The following is a 22,172-nucleotide window of genomic DNA, read 5'->3' on the forward strand; positions in this document are numbered from 1 at the left end:
TATACATCGGCGAAGGAAAGATCAGCTCAAAGGCCAAGCTCCGAATGAGAACCTAAGCGGGCGAGCCGCAAAGTTTTAGCATCGGGTTTTTGATAGATAAGAACAAGGTCGGGTTTGATGTGGCAGTCGCGATGATCGGACCATTCGCCGGTTAAGGAATGGTCGTGACAGCGGGAATCCAGCGGATGATCGTTGACCAAGGCAGTCAAAACAGAGACCAAGTCGGCATCGAGCGAGCCCCGATAACGACCTTTAGCCTCTCGCTTGTAATCTCGTTTGAATTGACTGGTGCGCTCAATCGTCCGCACGCAGATCATCCATGAACTCCTGCACGCTATCGAATCGAGGCAGCGTGCCGTTTCTGGCTTCCTTCATAGCCTCGATAGTCGTCTTGTTGGGAATATAGGGTTCAAATGGCAAGACTCCTTCCCTAGCCACCTTGGTTAACATCAGACGCACGGCGTCGGAGACAGTGAGCCCCATTGCCGCCAATACGGCGGCGGCTTCTTCTTTAATTTGCCCATCAATGCGGGCTTGTACAAGTTGATTTGCTGCCATAGTGATTAATTAATAAGTTAAGCTTGAATGAATTACATTGTAATTCATTCAAGATCAAAAGCAAGGCATAAAAACCCGGCAAAGCGGGTTAAAAGAGCGTATGACGGTTTCACACCAGCAAACCGCCATACCAAACGAAATACCGGAGCGTCGTTTGTGATGGGTTGCCTGACGGCGAATCCACAATTCATCCATCTTACGGGTTCCTGATCACCAGCGGCGAGTTGAATATCCCGTCGATGGTCGGTTTGATCATGCTGATGGGCATCGTCACCAAGAACTCGATCTTGCTGGTGGAATACGCGCTGGCGGCAAGGCGCGAGCGCGGCGGCTTGTCGCTGCATGAAGCGCTGCTGGATGCCTGCCACAAGCGAGCCCGCCCGATCATGATGACCACGGTCGCGATGATTGCCGGCATGCTGCCGATTGCGCTGGGTTTAGGTTCCGACGCCAGCTTCCGGCAGCCGATGGCGATTGCGGTGATAGGGGGCTTGCTGAGCTCCACGCTGCTGAGTTTGCTGGTGGTGCCGGTAGTGTTTACTTATGTCGATGGGTTGCAGCAGGGGTTGGCGCGGCGCGGCCGGCAAGTGAAGGTGTCGGTGGTGGGGGCAAATTGACCGGTTTTTATTAGTTGGGACCGGCCTTGTTGCAATTTCAAAACTGCCGTCGGTAATGAGTTTTATACATTGGCAGCAATCGACCAAAAAGCTGACCGCCGAAACTAATTCTTGAATGACAGGTATATGTCAGAATTTACGCGTTTAACACCGAGCCTAAACGTAAGTGTTGAACCGACGGTTAGGCGGGTAGTAGATGGTTAGACAGATGGGACAAAAAACATGGCGAAGCATTTTTCAACGCTCGGAGTCTATGTTGAACCAAGGCCGCCATGTACCGACAAGCCGGTCCTCTTCAAAAAAGCGTTCAGCGATCGCGTTGTCAAAAAAATCTGTGCGATAGGAGAACCCGACTGAATTAAGAATGACGTTCAGCGGATTGGGCTCATTAGGGAAGATGTGCTCAATACCCCAGCGCAATTGACATGACGTGGTGTTGGGTGTGGCTTTATGGTGATCTGGGTGTGATTCGTGAAGACGCCCAGGGCTCTTGCGCTTTATGTGGAGGCCAAATCGCTTACGGATATTTGTGCTCTTGCCAACATACAGGCAAGGGTAAGGAAGTTCCGCTGGCCACCATTCGCGGTACTCAACGGTGACTCGCACTTCGTTCGGCCCTTTCAAAACGACTGTGCGATTTGATGTTAGCAGGGTTTCTCGATCACCAATCCACCAGAATGCATAGACACCAGGACCAGCAGGGATTTTGTTGGGAGTTATTGCCAGCAAGTCACCGACGCTTTGGATTGAATCCTTCATGTTCATAATAAGTTTACCTAACGTTAAAAATAACCTGCATGCATTGGAGATGGGCGGTTGATTGGTTTGTTGGAACAACATTAGATTGATAATTAAAGGGGATCTTATTGAATGTTCTGGTTTCGCCAATTATCAACAGCAATCGATAGACGCTTATCTTTGACGGGCTTTTGCCATTCATCCCAGAAGTTGACCGTCCCGCTATTAGGCTTGTTTTTCGGCTGGTCGATTCTGATTCTACTCGGCAGCAAACTCGCATCGCCGACAACCAATGCCTCACCTGTGTCGAGAGTCGGGAGAATGTCACTGAACCCGCCGAGGCTATCGGGAAGCAATCTCTTAATAACGCCTTGATCCTCGGCGTTCGTCAGCCTCATTGATACGAAGTTACTGCACTGGCTGAGCATCGTGTTATTCACTTCGGACGGACGTTGGCTAATTACCACGAGGCTGACACCATATTTGCGACCCTCCTTGGCAATACGCTCGAAGATGTCCAAGGAGATGTCATCAGCAGCATCAGCCATGTTTCGTTGTGGCATATAGAGATGAGCTTCGTCACACAGAAGTGCAATAGGATGGCGCAGTTCTGAAGGCGTCCATTGCTGGAGGGAGAAGGTAACCCGTGCGACAAGGGAAATGATCAGAGGCAGCACGTCTGAGGGGACTTCCGAAAAGTCGATGATCTTGATCCCGGCCTTTCCGTTTTCACCGGAACTGCCGAGTATGGCATTGGTGAACTTCTCAAGCCATCCAAAATCCAGAATGTCATTGCCTCCGTTGAACATAAAGCCAAGACGTCTATCGAAAATTTTATTCTCAAGCCTGGAAATCATGCGTGCTAACTTCCCGAAAAAATCCCCTTGTTTTTCGGTTCCAGCCTTAGCTCCGGGGACCATCTCGACGTTAATCTCATTCAATCGATCCATGAGAGCGTTGAGGTTAAACGGGACAGGACTATCGACAGTGAAGTGCTTCAGTACGTCGTGCTGACCGTTATGTTCCAGGTAGTTGCGCTTAGCCTGGTTGATCTCACGAGCCATGATCATGGCTTGATTGGGTGCGTTCTGGTCGCTTCGATCAACAAACATCGACACAAGCGCTTCATATGATAGCAACCAGTAAGGCAGGTAAAGAACACCATCACCAATGGTGCGTTTAGCCTCAACGTCTGCGGGTCCTGCCACCTTGAAGTGCTGAATTTCTTTGCCTACCAGGGGCGCATATTCACCGTGCAGGTCAAAGACAATGGCGTTTGCTGTAGAAAGCTCCGACATCTGCTCAATGATTTTGGCGGTCGTCCACGATTTACCCGACCCAGTGCTGCCACCGATGAATGCGTGACGCTGGAAAAATTTGTTGCCATTGAGATAGGCGATGGCATGCTCATCCAGCGTGTATTTACCAAGAGTCAAGGATTTCTCGCCGGCAGTTACATTGGAGAGCGTTCGCATAAAACTGGTAAGATTTTCGCTCTCCAGTGAATAGCAGTTAGCATCGATTTCAGGAACGCTTTCCAGAGTACGACGGAAGACATTTTTTCTTTCACCCTCACGATCCAGCATGGTGCCAATTAGCGCAATACGGCATAGATTTAGTTCTGGAGTCTGGTCAACAATACCGTCGTCTACGATGTCTTCGATGCCACGCTTGCGGATCACCTGAGTAATGAGCCCAATGAGATGCTGTCCAGGCCTACTGCTTTGTAGTACGGCAAGATGGTTGACCTGCAACCGTTTTAGTTGCTCGACATTTTCCACGTCTACAAAAACATTTGTCGTGTCAACGGATGTAACCTTCCCAAGCGCTTCTTCATCCTTAAAATTAAATATCGGCATATCTTTTTCCTACATGATGAGTGTCAGGTAACCTTGAAGGCTCCAAACATTCTTTTCTACGGTCAATGGGGTCTTATCTAGTGAGGAATAGATAACAGACTGATGGTCTGTCTCTCCCCGCTCTATTGCCAAGTAATTCTGTGCCTTGCCGTCAAGGATAAGCTTCCTGGCGGCATCCGAAAGAGCATAAGTAATAATAGTTATAGGAGTGTTCTGCCGGAAACATTTGGCAATTAGCTTCGGTTGGATGTGCCCATCATTAAATCCGTAGCCTATGCACAGGTACGAATTGGCTGCATTCATAGCTTGATCTGCATTGTTAATAATAGAACGATACGGCTCCAAATGCGTTTTCTGGTATTTCTGTGTACCTGGAGTGACGATTTGTGGTTCGTAGTTGTTAGGTATGCCGCCAATATTGGTGAGAGCTACGGTGTCTTCAAGCGGGGATTGGAACCAATCCAGAGAGCCATGAACCTTCCATATATTTACCCTTCGCTGTGACGTTATTTCATTTGGCGTAGCTAACTGACGAAAAAATCCATGAGTAAAGCCAGTGTAGTGATGAACCTTTTCTTGGTCACAGGCATATTCTGCTAGCCTGTCATAGTTCGTTGTGACGATGTTTATTTTGGCGAGGTTACTTTTAAACATATGGCTAAGCAAGCGGCTTAACGGAAACATCGCTTTGTCTTGGAGGCTTTGATGAAAAATCTTAAGGTCTTCAGAGTTAATTAGTGCCCAAGTGGCTTGGATAATTCTGCCGGTAAGCGTTTCAGATACGTCAACCTCATGAAGAGCAGACTCAAGGTCAATACCGTCTTGCAAAACCTGGCAAAATATTTCCCAGGCTTTGACTTCAGGAGAAGATAATCCTGATATGTCGGTATTTGCGACCAAGTGCTTGGCAAGTGCTCCCATCCCGGACATGCCATGTGCAGCCGATGCACCGCTACCCAGAATAATTAGAGGCGCCCTGCTGTAGTAATTCTGCGCCTGCTTTTGGTAATCAAACTCTGGCATCCTACGATTCCTTTTTAATGAGGCCTAGTTTATTTCTTCTTTTATCCTCTGAAGAAATTATCAGGAAGAGTTATGCATTTTAATAAAAAATTATAGCTGCTAACGCCCATATTACAGCCATTGAATCACATGGGACGATCGACCGCAATGGGTCGATAATTGGCGTTTACCAAACTTCAACTTAACAATTACCAGTGCCTGCTTTTCTCGTTCCAACGTGCATAGAGGGGCTTCAGTCAAGGCACGCCAGCGTCGCGAGACGGGACGCCGGCGCGCCGCTCTGGTTACCACGCGCCGCGCGGTAACCAGAAGTGACTAGGCAATCTCCAAGTCGAGGGCTTCCGGCTCCGAAACCTCCGCTTCTTCCGGCAGCATCCACGCCAGCAAGACCTCCGCCACCATACGCGCATTTTCATGATTCAACATGCTGATATGGTCTCCGGGCGTATGCGCGTGCACCACAGGACGCCTCGACAACTGCCTCCATTCGCTGAAGGCGTTGTCCAAAGCCTGCTGTTCTCCCGCCTCGGCTCTCTCCAGGGCCTGAATGAACAACAGTTGCTCTATCTGGCTACCGTCCGGCTGGTACGCCATGCGGAACTGGCTCTTGAAGATGTCGAGCAAGCCGCGCACGATGAATATGCCGGCATCTTCCCCAACCACACCTAATTCCACCAGGTAAGGCTTGATCAGATGGAGTTGCTCCTCCTCGGCTAAGCCTACAAGGTCGCTTTCGCTGATCGGAATATCCCGGCCGTAAGCGTACCCCATGAGCTCGAGTGCCTGGATGATGAGTTCCTCGTCGGAGGCCTCTACGCCGGCGGGTATGCCCGCATCCAGCAGCGCCACAAATCCTACCTTCCGGCCGGAGGCTTCAAGAAGTCCTCCCATCTCGAACGCCACGCTTCCTCCCATGGAGTGGCCTGCCAGGTAATACGGCCCTTCGGGCTGGACTTGCAGCACCTGCTCGACATAATAAGCGGCCATGTCCTCGATGCGGGTGTGAGGCGGCGTACGCCCGTCCATCCCTTTGGCCTGGAAGGCATAAACCGGTTGGTCGCTTCCCAGAGCCGCCGCCAGATGGTAGAGATAATGGCATTGCCCGCCCACGCCAGGCACGCAAAACAGGGGCGGACGCGAACCGGTGGCGCGAAGCGGAACGAGCGTCTCCCACGTTTCGTCGGTCGCGTCATCCGCAATCAGGCGCGCCAATTGCTCGATGGTCGGCGCCTTGAACAAGGCCGCCAGCGGCAGTTGCTTGCCGAGTTCGGCTTCGATTCTCGCCATCAATTGTACGGCCAGCAGCGAATGTCCGCCCAGTTCGAAGAAGTTGTCGTCGATGCTCAAGCCGTCGAGCTTGAACAACGACTGCCAGAGCCTGAACATCTGCAACTCATGCCGGTTCCTCGGAGCCACTGAGACTTTGCCGGCCGCCAGATCCGCATCCGCCGGCAGCGCCTTGCGGTCCAGCTTGCCGTTGGGGGTCAGCGGCATCACATCCAGCCGGACAAAGGCCGCCGGCACCATGTATTCCGGCAAGCGTTCCTGCAAATGATTGCGCAGAAGATCGACTGCAAGAGGCTCCTGGGCGGTGTAATAGGCCACCAGCCCCAAGCCGCCCGCAGCGCTCGCGCGCGCCAGCACCGCCGCCTCGCGCACGCCCGGGCAGCCGGCCAATTGCGCCTCGATCTCGCCGAGCTCGATGCGGAAGCCGCGGATCTTGACCTGGAAGTCGTTGCGGCCGAGGAATTCGAGGCTGCCGTCCGGCAGCCAGCGGCCGAGGTCGCCGGTCCGGTACAGGCGCGCGCCCGCGGGTCCGAACGGGTCCGGCACGAAGCGCTCCGCGGTCAGTTCCGGACGCCCCAGATAGCCCCGCGCCAGCCCGGCGCCGCCCACGTACAATTCGCCCGCCACCCCGATCGGAACCGGCGTCAAGGTCGAATCCAGCAGGTAGGCGCGGGTGTTGGCGATGGGCCGGCCGATGGAGGGCAGCCCTTCCCTGCCCGCCGGCACCGCACAGGAGGTCGAGACGACACTGTTCTCGGTAGGGCCGTAGTTGTTGACCAATTCGAACGGCAACCCGGCCGGCGGATACCCGTGCAACTGGTCGCCGCCCGTCAGCAGGCAGCGCAGAACCAGATGCTCGGGCCAAGGCGACGCCAGCATCAGTTCGGCGAGCGGCGTCGGCATGAAGGCCAGGGTGATGCGGTCGTCCGCCAGCTTCCGCCACAGTGCCTCCGGCTGCCCCAGCAGTTCCTGCCGGATCAGGTGCAGACTGGCTCCCGCCAGCAGGTAGGGCCAGGTTTCCCAGGCGCTCGCGTCGAAGGCCAGGCCGGCCAATTGAGTGGCCCGGTCGGCGGCGCTCACCTTGAACTGCCGATTGTGCCAGGCTACGAGGTTTACCGCCCCGGCGTGCGGCACCGCCACGCTCTTCGGCGTACCGGTGGAACCGGAGGTATAGATCACGTAGGCGAGATTTTGCGGAAGCGTCAAGCCGTCAAGATTCGCCGGACTCTCCTGTTCGATCGCCACCCAATCACGGTCGAGACAGAAGGTGACGGGATGGTGCGGCAGGGCATCCACGAGCGCGCCCTGGGTCAGCAGCACGGCGGCGCCGCTGTCGGTCAGCATGAAATCCAGGCGCTCTTTCGGATAGATCGGGTCCAGCGGCACATAGGCGCCGCCCGCCTTCAGCACGGCCAACAGGCCGACCACCCATTCGACGCTACGTTCCAGGCAGATCGCCACGCGCGTCTCCGGCCCCACGCCCAAGCCGCGCAAGCAACGCGCCAGCCGGTTGGCCCTGGCGTTCAGCTCGGCATAGCTCAAGTGCCGGTCTTCGAACACCACAGCCGTCGCCTCGGGGGTCTTCCACGCTTGCGCCTCGAACAGCTCATGGAGGCAGCGATCCTGCGGGTAGTCGGCCGCGGTGCCGTTCCCTGTCTCCAGTAGCTCGTGCCGCTCCGCATCTCCCAGGAGGTCGAGCGCGCAGACGGACGTCTGCGGCGCCCGCTCCAGGGCCTCCACCAATCCCGCCAGCGCCGCCTGCATGTAGCCGCACAGACGCGCCGGATCGACCGGGGTCTGCGCCTGCACGGTCAAGCGGAAACCTGTCCCCGTATCGTCCACCGAGAGGACAATCGGATAATTGGTGCGCTCCTCGCCTGCCAACACCTCGATTCCGTCCCAGATGCGTCCGGCCTCGATGTCCTCCAACCCCGGACTGTGGCGATAATTGAGCAGCGACGTGAACAACGGCGTCGGCGCCGGCACGGCGCTGCAGCGTTGCGCCAGCGCCAGCGAAGCGTGTTCATGACGCAGCAAATCAGCCAGCCGCACGTGCGTTCGCCGCACGGCGTCCTCAATCCCCGCGGTGCCGATCTCAAGCCGCACCGGCAGCGTGTTGATAAACATACCCAGGACCCGGTCGGCACCGGCTCCGCCTTGCAGGCGGCCGAACAATACCGTGCCGAACACCACGTCCCGGCGCCCGGTGGTCCGCGCCAGCACCTGCCCCCATGCCAGATGGCACAGGCTCGCCGCGCTGACGTTCAGCGCCCGTGCCCGCTCGCGCAGGCGCCGCGCCAGCCCGGCATCGAGCGTAAGTGCCGCTTCCTCGACGCCCGAACCATCGCCCTGCACGTCGAGCACGCCGAACGGCGCCGTCGGTTCGCCCACATCGCCGAGGAGCTCCCGGAAAAACGCCTCGTGTTCGGCCTGGCTGATGCCCAGGCGCGCCTGCGCCACGAAGTTCCGGAACGGCATCGGCTCCGGCAACAGCTCGGCGTGACCCGACAGATGGGCGCGGGCCTCATCCAGCAGGATCGCGAGCGCGGTGTGGTCGAGCGCCAGATGGTGGGTGAGCAGCAACAGGAGCCAACGGGCGTTCGCCGCATCGTAAGCCGTGTAAGCCTGCAGCATCGGCGCCCGGCGCACGTCGAGGCGGAAATGGCGCGGATCGAAGCGGGCCCGCAGTTGGGCGACGGCGTCCCCACCTGCCGGGTCGAGCTCGACCGCCTCGACCTTCAGCGCTGCCGAACGCCAGACCACCTGCACCGGCTCCGGCAAGCCCTCCCAGGCTACCGCCGTGCGCAGGATGTCATGCCGGGCGATCACCGCCCGCAGCGCGTCCAGGGTCTCCTGCAGCCGTCCGGCCGTGTCGAACGCCAGCATGGCGGGCAGCAGGTAGGCGTCCCCTTTCTCGGCCATCAGATGGTGGAACAGAATGCCTTCCTGCAAGGGCGCCAAAGGATAGATGTCCTGGATATTGGCCGCGCCGCCCGGTGTCGCATCGACCAGGCGCGCGATCTCCGACGGACTCAGCGTGACCAGCGGCAACATCGCGGGCGTGATCTCCCGGCTTCCCGGAGGAATCCGATTGCCGGGCGCCTCCACCAGGCCGGAACTGCCCTCCACGGCGGCGGCCAGGCCTGCCAGCGTCGGCGAGGCAAACAGCACGCGCACGTCCGCCTTGAAGCCCGCCTGCCGCATCCGCTCGATCAACGTCACCGCCAGCAGCGAATGGCCGCCGAGCGCGAAGAAATGGTCGTGCCGACCGATCCCTTCGACCTTCAGCAGCTCCGACCAGATCCGGGCCAGGCTTCTCTCGACTTCGCCCTGCGGCGCCTCGTAATTCAAGGCGACGTAAGCGTCGGCTTCCGGCGCCGGCAGCGCCTTGCGGTCCAGCTTGCCGTTGGGGGTCAGCGGCATCACATCCAGCCGGACAAAGGCCGCCGGCACCATGTATTCCGGCAAGCGTTCGTTCAACCGAGCGCGCAGGCTATCGACCGCGATCGCCGTGTCGGCGGTGTAGTAGGCGACCAGCCCCAGGCCGCCCGCAGCGCTCGCGCGCGCCAGCACCGCCGCCTCGCGCACGCCCGGACAGCCGGCCAATTGCGCCTCGATCTCGCCGAGCTCGATGCGGAAGCCGCGGATCTTGACCTGGAAGTCGTTGCGGCCGAGGAATTCGAGGCTGCCGTCCGGCAGCCAGCGGCCGAGGTCGCCGGTCCGGTACAGGCGCGCGCCCGCGGGTCCGAAAGGATCCGGCACGAAGCGCTCCGCGGTCAGTTCCGGGCGACCCAGATAGCCCCGCGCCAGCCCGGCGCCGCCCACGTACAACTCGCCCGCCACCCCGACCGGGACCGGCGTCAAGGTCGAATCCAGCAGGTAGGCGCGGGTGTTGGCGATGGGCCGGCCGATGGACGGCAGCCCTTCTCTGCCCGCCGGCACCGCACAGGAGGTCGAAACGACGCTGTTCTCGGTGGGGCCGTAGTTGTTGACCAATTCGAACGGCAACCCGGCCGGCGGATACCCGTGCAACTGGTCGCCGCCCGTCAGCAGGCAGCGCAAAACCAGGTGCTCGGGCCAAGGCGACGCCAGCATCAGTTCGGCGAGCGGCGTCGGCATGAAGGCCAGGGTGATGCGGTCGTCGGCCAGCTTCCGCCACAGCGCCTCCGGCTGTCCCAGCAGTTCCTGCCGGATCAGGTGCAGGCTGGCTCCCGCCAGCAGGTAGGGCCAGGTTTCCCAGGCGCTCGCGTCGAAGGCCAGGCCGGCCAATTGGGTGGCCCGGTCGGCGGCGCTCACCTTGAACTGGCGATTGTGCCAGGCTACGAGGTTTACCGCCCCGGCGTGCGGCACCGCCACGCTCTTCGGCGTACCGGTGGAACCGGAGGTATAGATCACGTAGGCGAGATTTTGCGGAAGCGTCAAGCCGTCAAGATTCGCCGGACTCTCCTGTTCGATCGCCACCCAATCACGGTCGAGACAGAAGGTGACGGGATGGTGCGGCAGGGCATCCACGAGCGCGCCCTGGGTCAGCAGCACGGCGGCGCCGCTGTCGGTCAGCATGAAATCCAGGCGCTCCTTCGGATAGATCGGGTCCAGCGGCACATAGGCGCCGCCCGCCTTCAGCACGGCCAACAGGCCGACCACCCATTCGACGCTACGTTCCAGGCAGATCGCCACGCGCGTCTCCGGACCCACGCCCAAGCCGCGCAGGTGGCGCGCCAAGCGGTTGGCCCTGGCGTTCAGCTCGGCATAGGTCGAGCGCCGGTCTTCGGACACCACAGCCGTCGCCTCGGGGGTCTTCCACGCTTGCGCCTCGAACAGCTCGTGGAGGCAAAGGTCCTGCGGGTAATCGGCCGCGGTCGCGTTCCAGTCGAGCAGGACCTGCCGTTGCTCCGAGTCGCCGAGCAACGGCAAGCGCCGAATCGACTGCTCGGGGGCGCGTACGATGCCTTCGAGCAGGCGCTCGAAATGGCCCGCCATGCGTGCAATCGTGGCCGCATCGAACAGCTCGGCGGCATACTCCCAGGAGGCGTCCAGTCCCTCGGGACCTTCCTGCAGGTTCAGCAACAGGTCGAATTTGGCCACGGTCAGCGGCGGCTCCACCACGCTCAAATTGAGGTTAGGCAAAGCCAGCTCCCCTTGCTCGTTGTTCTGCAAGGCCAGCATGATCTGGAATAAGGGATGGTGGCTGAGGCTCCGTTCCGGCTCCATCAGTTCCACCAATTGTTCGAACGGCAGCGACTGGTGCGCGTAGGCCTCCAGCGCGCGCTCTCTGGCCTGTCGCAAGAGGTCGATGAAGCGCAGGTCCTCCGACAGATCCAGGCGCAGCACCAGGGTGTTCACGAAGAAGCCGATCAGGGGGGCCAGCTCGGCCTGGGTGCGGTTGGCGATAGGCGTCCCCAGGACGATATCGGCGCCGCCGCTGTAGCGCGCCAGCAGCGCCGAGAAAGCGGCCTGTAAGGTCATGAACAGGGTCGCGCCTTCCTGTTGGCCCAGCTTGTTCAGCTCGGCGGTCAACTCGCGCCCGAAGTGTTGCCGGTGCACCGCGCCCCGGTCGCTCTGCAGAGCCGGGCGTGGCCGGTCGGTCGGCAGGCTGTGCAGTTCCGGCAGACCGGCGAGCCGGCCGCGCCAGTAGTTCTCCAGGCGGCTGCGCTCGGCGCCCTGTAACCAACGCCGCTGCCAGACCGCGTAGTCGGCATACTGGATCGGCAGTTCCGCCAGCGGGCTGGCTTCGCCGCGCGCGTAAGCGCCATAGAGCGCCGCCACTTCCTTGACCAACACCCCAACCGACCAGCCGTCGGCGGCAATGTGGTGCGCCGTGATCACCAGCAGATGCTCGTCGTCCCGCAATTGCAGCAGCCGGGTCCGCAGCAGGAGGTCCCGGCCGAGGTCGAACGGTTGCGCCGACTCGGCCGCCAGCAGCGCCTCCGCCTCGGCCGCCCGCGCCGCCTCCGGCAGCGACCGCAGGTCGGTCAGCGGCAGCGGCACACCGGCCGCCGGCTGGATGCGCTGCCGCGCTTCGCCGTCGACGGCGGTGAACGTGGTGCGGAGGCTCTCGTGGCGCCGCACGATTTCTTCGAACGTGCGCGCGAGCGCCGCCCGGTCGAGCGTGCCCCGGAGCCGTAGCGCCGCCGGCAGGTTATAGCGGGAGTTCGGGCCCTCGAACTGATCGAGGAACCATAGCCGCTGCTGGGCGTAGGACAGCGGCAGGACACCGCCGCGCTCGATCCGTTCGAGCGCCGGGACGTCGCTGCGCGCTTCGGCGCGCTCCAGCACCGCCGCCTGTGCCCGCAAGGTCGGATGGCTGAACACCGTGACGATCGGCAGATCCACGCCGAACTCCCGCTGAATCAGCGCCACCAGACGGGTCGCCAGCAGCGAATGGCCGCCGAGCTCGAAGAAATTGGCGGTCGCGCTGACCTGATCCAGTCCCAGCAGTTCGCCCCACAGGCCCGCGAGGCGCGCTTCGATCTCGCCCTCGGGCGCGGTAAAGCCCGAGACGCCGAAAGCATCGGCTTCCGGCGCCGGCAGCGCCTTGCGATCCAGCTTGCCGTTGGGGGTCACAGGCAGCACGTCCAGCCAGACATAGGCCGCCGGCACCATATACTCCGGCAAACTTTCGTTCAAGTGGCTGCGCAGCGTATCGACCGCGATCGGCGCATCGGCGGTGTAGTAGGCGACCAGGCGCGGATCGCCGGCGCCGCTTTCCCGCGCCAGCACCGCCGCCTCGCGCACGCCAAGGCAGCCGGCCAGTTGCGCCTCGATCTCGCCCAGTTCGATGCGGAAACCGCGGATCTTGACCTGGAAATCGTTGCGGCCGAGGTATTCGAGCGTGCCGTCCGGCAGCCAGCGTCCCAAATCGCCGGTCCGGTACATGCGCGCCCCCGCCGTCCCGAACGGATCGGGCACGAAGCGTTCAGCAGTCAGATCGGGACGGTCCAGATAGCCCCGTCCCACCTGCACGCCGCCGATGAAAAGTTCTCCCGCCACGCCAATCGGGACCGGTTCGCCCTGCGGATCCAGGACGTACATCCGGGTATTCGCAATCGGCCGGCCGAGCGGAATGCTCGTGCCGGTGAAATCCGGGGTGCAGGCCCAAGCCGTCACGTCCACGGCCGCTTCGGTCGGCCCGTAAAGGTTGTGCAACGCCACGCCCGGCAAGCGTTCGTGGAAACGGCGCGCCAGCACTTCGGGCAAGGCTTCGCCGCTGCACATCACGCGGACCAAAGGAGTGCATGCCGCCGCCTGCGGATGTTCAAGAAACACTTGCAGCATCGAGGGCACAAAGTGCAGTGTCGTGATGTTTTCCCGCCGAATGACATCCGCCAGGTAAGCGGGGTCCTTGTGCCCTTCCGGACGTGCCATGACCAACCGAGCACCGGTGAACAGAGGCCAGTAGAACTCCCATACCGAAACGTCGAAACTGAACGGGGTTTTCTGCAATACCGCATCGCCGGCTTCCAGCCCGTAGGCGCTTTGCTTCCACAGGAGCCGGTTCACGACGCCCCGGTGTTCATTCATTGCGCCCTTAGGCCGGCCGGTGGAGCCGGAAGTATAGATCATGTAGGCGAGGTGCCGCGCGGTCAGGCCGACTTCGGCCGGATCCGGATCAGACGCGGGTCTCTGCGCCCATTGCGAAGCCTCGGCGAGATCGATCACCGTAACGTCCGGTGCCGCCGCAAGGAAACTTGCGGCCAAGTCGCCCTGGGTCAGCAGCACGCGCGGCGCGCTGTCGCTGAGCATAAAGGCCAAGCGGTCCTCGGGGTAAGCCGGGTCCAGCGGCACATAGGCGCCGCCCGCCTTCAACACGGCCAACAAGCCTACCACCATCTCGAAGCTCCGCTCCAGGCAGATCGCCACGCGCGCCTCGGGCCCCACGCCCACGCCGCGTAAGTGGTGCGCCAAGCGGTTGGCCCTGGCGTTCAGCTCGGCATAGCTCAAGTGCCTGTCTTCGAACACCACCGCCACCGCCTCGGGAGTCTTTCTCACCTGCGCCTCGAACAGTTGATGGATACAGAGGGCCTGCGGGTAGTCGACCGCGGTCGCGTTCCAGTCGAGCAGAAGCTGTCGACGCTCCTGGTCACGGAGCAGCGGCAAGCCCCGAATGGACTGTTCGGGCGCGCGCACGATGCCTTCGAGCAGGTGCTCGAAATGACCTGCCATGCGTGCAATCGTGGCCGCATCGAAGAGATCGGCGGCATATACCCAGATGGCATCCAGTCCTTCCGGCCCTTCCTCCAGATTCAGCAACAGGTCGAACTTGGCCACGGCCAGCGGCGGCTCCACCGCGCTCACCGTGAGGTCCGGCAAAGCCAGCTCCCCTTGCTCGTTGTTCTGCAAAGTCAGCATGACCTGGAATAAGGGATGGTGGCTGAGGCTCCGTTCCGGCTCCATCAGTTCCACCAATTGTTCGAACGGCAGCGACTGGTGCGCGTAGGCCTCCAGCGCGCGCTCTCTGGCCTGTCGCAAGAGGTCGATGAAGCGCAGGTCCTCCGACAGATCCAGGCGCAGCACCAGGGTGTTCACGAAGAAGCCGATCAGGGGGGCCAACTCGGCCTGGGTGCGGTTGGCGATAGGCGTCCCCAGGACGATATCGGCGCCGCCGCTGTAGCGCGCCAGCAGCGCCGAGAAAGCGGCCTGTAAGGTCATGAACAGGGTCGCGCCTTCCTGTTGGCCCAGCTTGTTCAGCTCGGCGGTCAACTCGCGCCCGAAGTGTTGCCGGTGCACCGCGCCCCGGTCGCTCTGCAGAGCCGGGCGTGGCCGGTCGGTCGGCAGGCTGTGCAGTTCCGGCAGACCGGCGAGCCGGCCGCGCCAGTAGTTCTCCAGGCGGCTGCGCTCGGCGCCCTGTAACCAACGCCGCTGCCAGACCGCGTAGTCGGCATACTGGATCGGCAGTTCCGCCAGCGGGCTGGCTTCGCCGCGCGCGTAAGCGCCATAGAGCGCCGCCACTTCCTTGACCAACACCCCAACCGACCAGCCGTCGGCGGCAATGTGGTGCGCCGTGATCACCAGCAGATGCTCGTCGTCCCGCAATTGCAGCAGCCGGGTCCGCAGCAAGAGATCCCGGCCAAGGTCGAACGGTTGCGCCGACTCGGCCGCCAGCAGCGCCTCCGCCTCGGCCGCCCGCGCCGCCTCCGGCAGCGACCGCAGGTCGGTCAGCGGCAGCGGCACACCGGCCGCCGGCTGGATGCGCTGCCGCGCTTCGCCGTCGACGGCGGTGAACGTGGTGCGGAGGCTCTCGTGGCGCCGAACGATTTCTTCGAACGTGCGCGCGAGCGCCGCCAGGTCGAGCGTGCCCCGGAGCCGTAGCGCCGCCGGCAGGTTATAACGGGAGTTCGGGCCCTCGAACTGATCGAGGAACCATAGCCGCTGCTGGGCGTAGGACAGCGGCAGGACACCGCCGCGCTCGATCCGTTCGAGCGCCGGGACGTCGCTGCGCGCTTCGGCGCGCTCCAGCACCGCCGCCTGTGCCCGCAAGGTCGGATGGCTGAACACCGTGACGATCGGCAGATCCACGCCGAACTCCCGCTGAATCAGCGCCACCAGACGGGTCGCCAGCAGCGAATGGCCGCCGAGCTCGAAGAAATTGGCGGTCGCGCTGACCTGATCCAGTCCCAGCAGTTCGCCCCACAGGCCCGCGAGGCGCGCTTCGATCTCGCCCTCGGGCGCGGTAAAGCCCGAGACGCCGAAAGCATCGGCTTCCGGCGCCGGCAGCGCCTTGCGATCCAGCTTGCCGTTGGGGGTCACAGGCAGCACGTCCAGCCAGACATAGGCCGCCGGCACCATATACTCCGGCAAACTTTCGTTCAAGTGGCTGCGCAGCGTATCGACCGCGATCGGCGCATCGGCGGTGTAGTAGGCGACCAGGCGCGGATCGCCGGCGCCGCTTTCCCGCGCCAGCACCGCCGCCTCGCGCACGCCAAGGCAGCCGGCCAGTTGCGCCTCGATCTCGCCCAGTTCGATGCGGAAGCCGCGGATCTTGACCTGGAAATCGTTGCGGCCGAGGTATTCGAGCGTGCCGTCCGGCAGCCAGCGTGCCAAGTCGCCGGTCTTGTACAGGCGGCGGCCCGGCTCCCCGAACGGGTCGGGCACGAAGCGTTCCGCGGTCAGATCGGGACGCTCAAGATAGCCCCGCGCCAGCCCTTCGCCGCCCAGGTACAATTCACCGGAAATCCCTCCCGGAACCGGTGCAAGGTTGTCGTCGAGCAGATAGGCGCGGGCGTTTGCCACCGGCCGGCCGATCGGCGACCAGGCACCCTCAAAATCGCGCGGGCTGACCCAGTAAGTCGCGTCGATGCAGGTTTCGGTCGGTCCGTACAGGTTGATCAGCTCTGCCTCAAGACGCCTGCGGCATTGTTGCACCAGCGCTGCCGGCAGCTCCTCGCCGCCGCAGAAAATCCGCTTTAAAGAATGCAAGGCGCCGTCTCGGTCCGTATCGAGCAGCAGCCGCAGCAGACTCGGTACGGCCTGCAGTGCCGTAATGCCCTGTTCCCGAATCGTCGACAGCAGGGAGCGCGGGTCCTCTTGCCAGTTGGGCGGGGCGAGGACCAGCGGCGCGCCGAAAGACAAGGGATTGAAAAACTCCCACACCGCGGCGTCGAAGCTGATCGAGGTTTTTTGCAGGAAACGGTCCGACGCCTCCAGAGGAAACGTCTCCTGCATCCAAAGGGTATGATTGCATAAGGCGGAATGCGGTAGCATGACGCCCTTCGGCCGGCCGGTGGAGCCGGAGGTATAGATCATGTAGGCAAGATGCGCCGGGGCCAGCCCTATGCCGCGCGGATCGAGGTTGTCTTTGGGTTGATGTTCCCACGCGGCGGCGTCTGCTGTAAGATCGATCAGCACCGAACCGCCGAAATGCCCTGCCAGCCGGGCCTTGGCCGCCGCGTCCGCCAACAACGCCAGCGGGGCGCTATCGGCCAGCATGAAGCTCAGCCTATCCTCCGGGTAGGCAGGGTCCAGCGGCACATAGGCGCCGCCCGCCTTCAGCACGGCCAACAGGCCCACCACCATCTCGAAGCTCCGCTCCAGGCAGATCGCCACGCGCGTCTCCGGCCCCACGCCCAAGCCGCGCAAGTGGTGCGCCAAGCGGTTGGCCCTGGCGTTCAGCTCGCCATAGCTCAAGTGCCGATCTTCGAACACCACTGCCGTCGCCTCGGGAGTCTTCCACGCCTGCGCCTCGAACAGCTGATGGATACAGAGGCCCTGCGGGTAGTCGGCCGCGGTGCCGCTTCCTGTCTCCAGCAGCTCGTGCCGCTCAGCATCTCCCAGGAGGTCGAGCGCGCAGACGGCCGTCTGCGGCGCCCGCTCCAGGGCCTCCACCAATCCCGCCAGCGCCGCCTGCATGTAACCGCACAGACGCGCCGGATCGACCGGGGCCTGCGCCTGCACGGTCAGGCGGAAACCCTTCCCCATATCGTCCACGGCAAGGGCAATCGGATAATTGGTGCGTTCCTCGCCAACCACCACCTCGATCCCATCCCAGATGGGCACGGTCTCGAGGTCCTCCAAATCCGGGCTGTGGCGATAATTGAGCAGCGACGTGAACAACGGCGTCGGCGCCGGCACGGCGCTGCAGCGTTGCGCCAGCGCCAGCGAAGCGTGTTCATGACGCAGCAAATCAGCCAGCTGCACGTGGGTTCGCCGCACGGCGGCCTCAATCCCCTCGGTGCCTATCTCAAGCCGCACCGGCAGCGTGTTGATAAACATGCCGAGAACCCGGTCGGCACCGGCTCCGCCTTGCAGGCGTCCTAACAATATCGTGCCGAACACCACGTCCCGGCGCCCGGTGGTCCGCGCCAGCACTTGCCCCCATGCCAGATGGCACAGGCTCGCCGCGCTGACGCTCAGCGCCCGTGCCCGCTCGCGCAGGCGCCGCGCCAGCTCGGCATCGAGCGTGAGTGCCGCTTCCTCGACGCCCGAACCGTCGCCCTGCACGTCGAGCACGCCGAACGGCGCCGTCGGCTCGTCCACATCGCCGAGAAGCTCCCGGAAAAACGCCTCGTGTTCGGCCTGGCTGATGCCCAGGCGCGCCTGCGCCACGAAGTTCCGGAACGGCATCGGCTCCGGCAACAGCTCGGCGTGTCCCGCCAGATGGGCAAGCGTCTCCTCCAGCAGGATCTTGAGCGCGGTGTGATCGAGCGCCAGATGGTGGGTGAGCAGCAACAGGAGCCAGCGGGCGTTCGCCGCATCGTAAGTGGTGTAAGCCTGCAGCATCGGCGCCCGGCGCACGTCGAGGCGGAAATGGCGCGGATCGAAGCGGGCCCGCAGTTGGGCGACGGCGTCCCCACCTGCCGGGTCGAGCTCGACCGCCTCGACCTTCAGCGCTGCCGAACGCCAGACCACCTGCACCGGCTCCGACAAGCCCTCCCAGGCTACCGCCGTGCGCAGGATGTCATGCCGGCCGATCACCGCCCGCAGCGCGTCCAGGGTCTCCTGCAGCCGTGCGGCCGTGTCGAACGCCAGCATGGCGGGCAGCAGGTAGGCGTCCCCTTTCTCGGCCATCAGATGATGGAACAGAATGCCTTCCTGCAAAGGCGCCAAAGGATAGATGTCCTGGATATTGGCCGCGCCGCCCGGTGTCGCATCGACCAGGCGCGCGATCTCAAGCGGACTCAAAGTGACCAGCGGCAACATCGCGGGCGTGATCTCCAGGCTTCCCGGAGGAATCCGATTGCCGGGCGCCTCCACCAGGCTGGTACTGCCCTCCACGGCGGCGGCCAGGCCTGCCAGCGTCGGCGAGGCAAACAGCACGCGCACGTCCGCCTTGAAGCCCGCCTGCCGCATCCGCTCGATCAACGTCACCGCCAGCAGCGAATGGCCGCCGAGCGCGAAGAAATGGTCGTGCCGGCCGATCCTTTCGACCTTCAGCAGCTCCACCCAGATCCGGGCCAGGGTTCTTTCGACCTCGCCCTGCGGCGCCTCATAGTCCAAGGCGACATAAGCGTCGGCTTCCGGCGCCGGCAGCGCCTTGCGGTCCAGCTTGCCGTTGGGGGTCAGCGGCATCACATCCAGCCGGACAAAGGCCGCCGGCACCATGTATTCCGGCAGGCGTTCGTTCAACCGAGCGCGCAGGCTATCGACCGCGATCGCCGCGTCGGCGGTGTAGTAGGCGACCAGCCCCAGGCCGCCCGCAGCGCTCGCGCGCGCCAGCACCGCCGCCTCGCGCACGCCAGGGCAGCCGGCCAATTGCGCCTCGATCTCGCCCAGCTCGATGCGGAAGCCGCGGATCTTGACCTGGAAGTCGTTGCGGCCGAGGAATTCGAGGCTGCCGTCCGGCAGCCAGCGGCCGAGGTCGCCGGTCCGGTACAGGCGCGCGCCCGCCGCTCCGAACGGGTCCGGCACGAAGCGCTCCGCGGTCAGTTCGGGGCGGCCCACATAGCCCCGTGCCAGCCCGGCGCCGCCCACGTACAACTCGCCCGCCACCCCGACCGGAACCGGCGTCAAGGTCGAATCCAGCAGGTAGGCGCGGGTGTTGGCGATGGGCCGGCCGATGGAGGGCAGCCCTTCCCTGCCCGCCGGCACCGTACAGGAGGTCGAGACAACACTGTTCTCGGTGGGGCCGTAGTTGTTGACCAGTTCGAACGGCAACCCGGCCGGCGGATACCCATGCAACTGGTCGCCGCCCGTCAGCAGGCCGCGCAGAACCAGGTGCTCGGGCCAAGGCGATGCCAGCATCAGTTCGGCGAGCGGCGTCGGCATGAAGGCCACGGTGATGCGGTCGTCGGCCAGTTTCCGCCACAGCGCCTCCGGCTGCCCCAGCAGTTCCTGCCGGATCAGGTGCAGGCTGGCTCCCGCCAGCAGGTAGGGCCAGGTTTCCCAGGCGCTCGCGTCGAAGGCCAGGCCGGCCAATTGGGTAGCCCGGTCGGCGGCGCTCACCTTGAACTGCCGATTGTGCCAGGCTACGAGGTTTACCACCCCGGCGTGCGGCACCGCCACGCTCTTCGGCGTACCGGTGGAACCGGAGGTATAGATCACGTAGGCGAGATTTTGCGGAAGCGTCAGGCCGTCAAGATTCGCCGGGCTCTCCTGTTCGATAGAAGCCCAATCGCGGTCGAGACAGAAGGTGACGGGATGGTGCGGCAGGGCATCCACGAGCGCGGCCTGGGTCAGCAGCACGGCGGCGCCGCTGTCGGCCAGCATGAAATCCAGACGGTCCTTCGGATAGATCGGGTCCAGCGGCACATAGGCGCCGCCCGCCTTCAGCACGGCCAACAGGCCGACCACCCATTCGACGCTACGTTCCAGGCAGATCGCCACGCGCGTCTCCGGCCCCACGCCCAAACCGCGCAGGTGGCGCGCCAGCCGGTTGGCCCTGGCGTTCAGCTCGGCATAGGTCGAACGCCGGTCTTCGAACACCACAGCCGTCGCCTCGGGGGCCGCCTGCACTTGCGCCTCGAACAGCTCGTGGAGGCAAAGGTCCTGCGGGTAGTCGGCCGCGGTCGCGTTCCAGTCGAATAAAACCTGCCGGCGTTCCGCCGGGTCGAGAATATCTATCCGGCCGATTTGCAGGCCGGGGTCGCGCGTGATGGTCTCCAGAAGTTTTGAGAAACGCCGCTGGTGCGCGGCAAGATCCTCAGAAGTATAAAGGGCCGGATTGGCGTCAAAGTCTATCCTGAGGCCTTTGCCGTCGCCGCGGTCGTAAATGAAGATGGCGAGATCGTCGCCGGTCCCGTTCGAAAGGTTATGCGGAGTCACAGGATGGCCGGCAAAGCTAAGGTCATAATCGAAAGGCTCGATATTGACGAACAGCGAAAAGAGATGCCGGTTAGGATCGTGCGGATTCAGGTCTCGCCGCAAGTCCTCGTATCGGTAACTCTGATGCCGCAGGATCTGGCGGACTTCCTTGCCGACTTGTTGGAGGAGTTCGGCCACACTGATGTCCGCAGCCATCGCGAGACGTAGCGGCAACGCATTTGCAACCATGCCCGGTACCCGCCGCATACGATTATTCGACCGCGCCGTAACCGGAAGGCCGACCACCATATCCTCCACGCCCGTGACCCGGTAAAGGTAAAGGACGGTAGCCGCAATCAAGGTTTGCGGCATGCTGGCGCCGGCCGCCTGAGCAAACCTGCGCAATTCATTGACGGTTTCGAGCGAGACATTCGAGGTTTGGCGCAACAGGCCGCCGACATTCGGCGACTGCCGGCTCGCGAGGCTCAGGGGCTCCGGTTTGTCGGCGAGGCGCTTCATCCAATAATCGCGGTCGCGTATGAAGCGTTCAGAGTTGCGATAAGCCGCGTCTTCCTCGATCAGGAGAGACAAAGGCGCGAATGCATCGTCATCAGATGGAGACCGCCCTTCGACGAGCGCGGTGTATAGGCTTGCAACGCGCCGGGTAAAGAGGCCTGCCGTAAAGCCGTCCATGATGATGTGATGGCTGCGGTGATACCAGACGAAGCGGTCGGACGCGATCTTAAACAGGGCAGACGTCCAGAGAGTGCCCGTCAGCAAATCGACCGGCCGGGTTAATTCAGCCATCATCCAGCGTTCCGCCGCCTCGGGATCCGCCTCGGCGCTGACATCGATAAACGGGATTTCGGCGTCGAAAGACGGGGAGATGATTTGCCTTAGCCCATCGCCATCCTCGATTAAACGCACGCGCACCGTGTCGGCCTCCATCACGGCTTGCCGCAAGGCTTTCTCGAACAGCGCAGGATCGATCGGTCCATGGATTTCTATGGCTTCGGCAAGATTGAACATCGAATCCGGTGAACTTAACGTCTGCGCGAACCACATGCCGGTCTGCGCAGCTGACAAAGGCAGGACGTTCGCGGTTTTGTCCATCGACGGCTCTTGCGCTCCAGCAAAATATTTTTGTTCTGCTATGCTGTTTTGGATTTCACGTTCACACATACAATTTTCTTTTTACCTGTGATTCAAAGTGTCTTTCGCCGATTGGCGGTTATTTTGTAGCGCACGATGGCAAGCATCACCCGGCATCCAGCGCTTTTAGCGCTTGAAAGCGACAACGATTCCGGCTGCCTTCGCGATGTATCGAAGCGAGCGCAGCAAATGTCATTCGTAATTGAAATTAGGACGAATTATGTTTCCGCGCTTCGGTAACGGGGACGCGCTGATCTCTAGC

The 22,172-nt window shown here is 62.3% G+C and carries 7 protein-coding genes; 1 reads left to right on the plus strand and 6 read right to left on the minus strand.

Annotated elements, in window-relative coordinates; all coding sequences use genetic code 11:
• Positions 1 to 26 precede the first annotated feature (26 nt).
• Together ACEPPP_RS06985 and ACEPPP_RS06990 are read right to left on the minus strand one after the other, a co-directional pair.
• Positions 27 to 308 (minus strand): type II toxin-antitoxin system YafQ family toxin, encoded by a 282-nt coding sequence (locus ACEPPP_RS06985; RefSeq protein ID WP_374090903.1) that lies wholly within the window; start codon positions 306 to 308, stop codon positions 27 to 29.
• Positions 295 to 558: a type II toxin-antitoxin system RelB/DinJ family antitoxin gene (locus ACEPPP_RS06990; RefSeq protein ID WP_374090320.1), complete on the minus strand. Its 264-nt coding sequence runs from the start codon at positions 556 to 558 to the stop codon at positions 295 to 297. The genes ACEPPP_RS06985 and ACEPPP_RS06990 overlap by 14 nt, the downstream gene beginning before the upstream one ends.
• Before the next feature lie 164 nt (positions 559 to 722).
• Between ACEPPP_RS06990 and ACEPPP_RS06995 the strand changes: the two genes are divergently transcribed.
• A complete protein-coding gene (locus ACEPPP_RS06995; RefSeq protein WP_374090321.1) occupies positions 723 to 1,175 on the plus strand; it encodes an efflux RND transporter permease subunit in 453 nt (150 codons plus the stop codon).
• A gap of 237 nt (positions 1,176 to 1,412) precedes the next feature.
• On the opposite strand, the gene ACEPPP_RS07000 is transcribed toward ACEPPP_RS06995, so the two are convergent.
• From ACEPPP_RS07000 to ACEPPP_RS07015, 4 genes are all read right to left on the minus strand, one after another.
• Entirely contained in the window at positions 1,413 to 1,940 is a 528-nt protein-coding gene (locus ACEPPP_RS07000) for a hypothetical protein (protein WP_374090322.1), read from the minus strand.
• 98 nt (positions 1,941 to 2,038) lie between these two features.
• The gene (locus tag ACEPPP_RS07005; RefSeq protein WP_374090324.1) at positions 2,039 to 3,772 is read right to left on the minus strand and encodes an ATP-binding protein; all 1,734 of its coding nucleotides are present in this window, start codon (positions 3,770 to 3,772) and stop codon (positions 2,039 to 2,041) included.
• A gap of 9 nt (positions 3,773 to 3,781) precedes the next feature.
• Positions 3,782 to 4,795 (minus strand): SIR2 family protein, encoded by a 1,014-nt coding sequence (locus ACEPPP_RS07010; RefSeq protein ID WP_374090325.1) that lies wholly within the window; start codon positions 4,793 to 4,795, stop codon positions 3,782 to 3,784.
• Positions 4,796 to 5,110: 315 nt separating this feature from the next.
• On the minus strand, positions 5,111 to 21,871 hold the full coding sequence (locus ACEPPP_RS07015) for a non-ribosomal peptide synthase/polyketide synthase (protein WP_374090326.1): 16,761 nt from the start codon (positions 21,869 to 21,871) through the stop codon (positions 5,111 to 5,113).
• Between the last annotated feature and the right edge of the window lie 301 nt (positions 21,872 to 22,172).

Origin of the sequence: Methylomicrobium lacus (assembly GCF_041897535.1) — a bacterium.
Classification (GTDB): domain Bacteria; phylum Pseudomonadota; class Gammaproteobacteria; order Methylococcales; family Methylomonadaceae; genus Methylomicrobium; species Methylomicrobium lacus_A.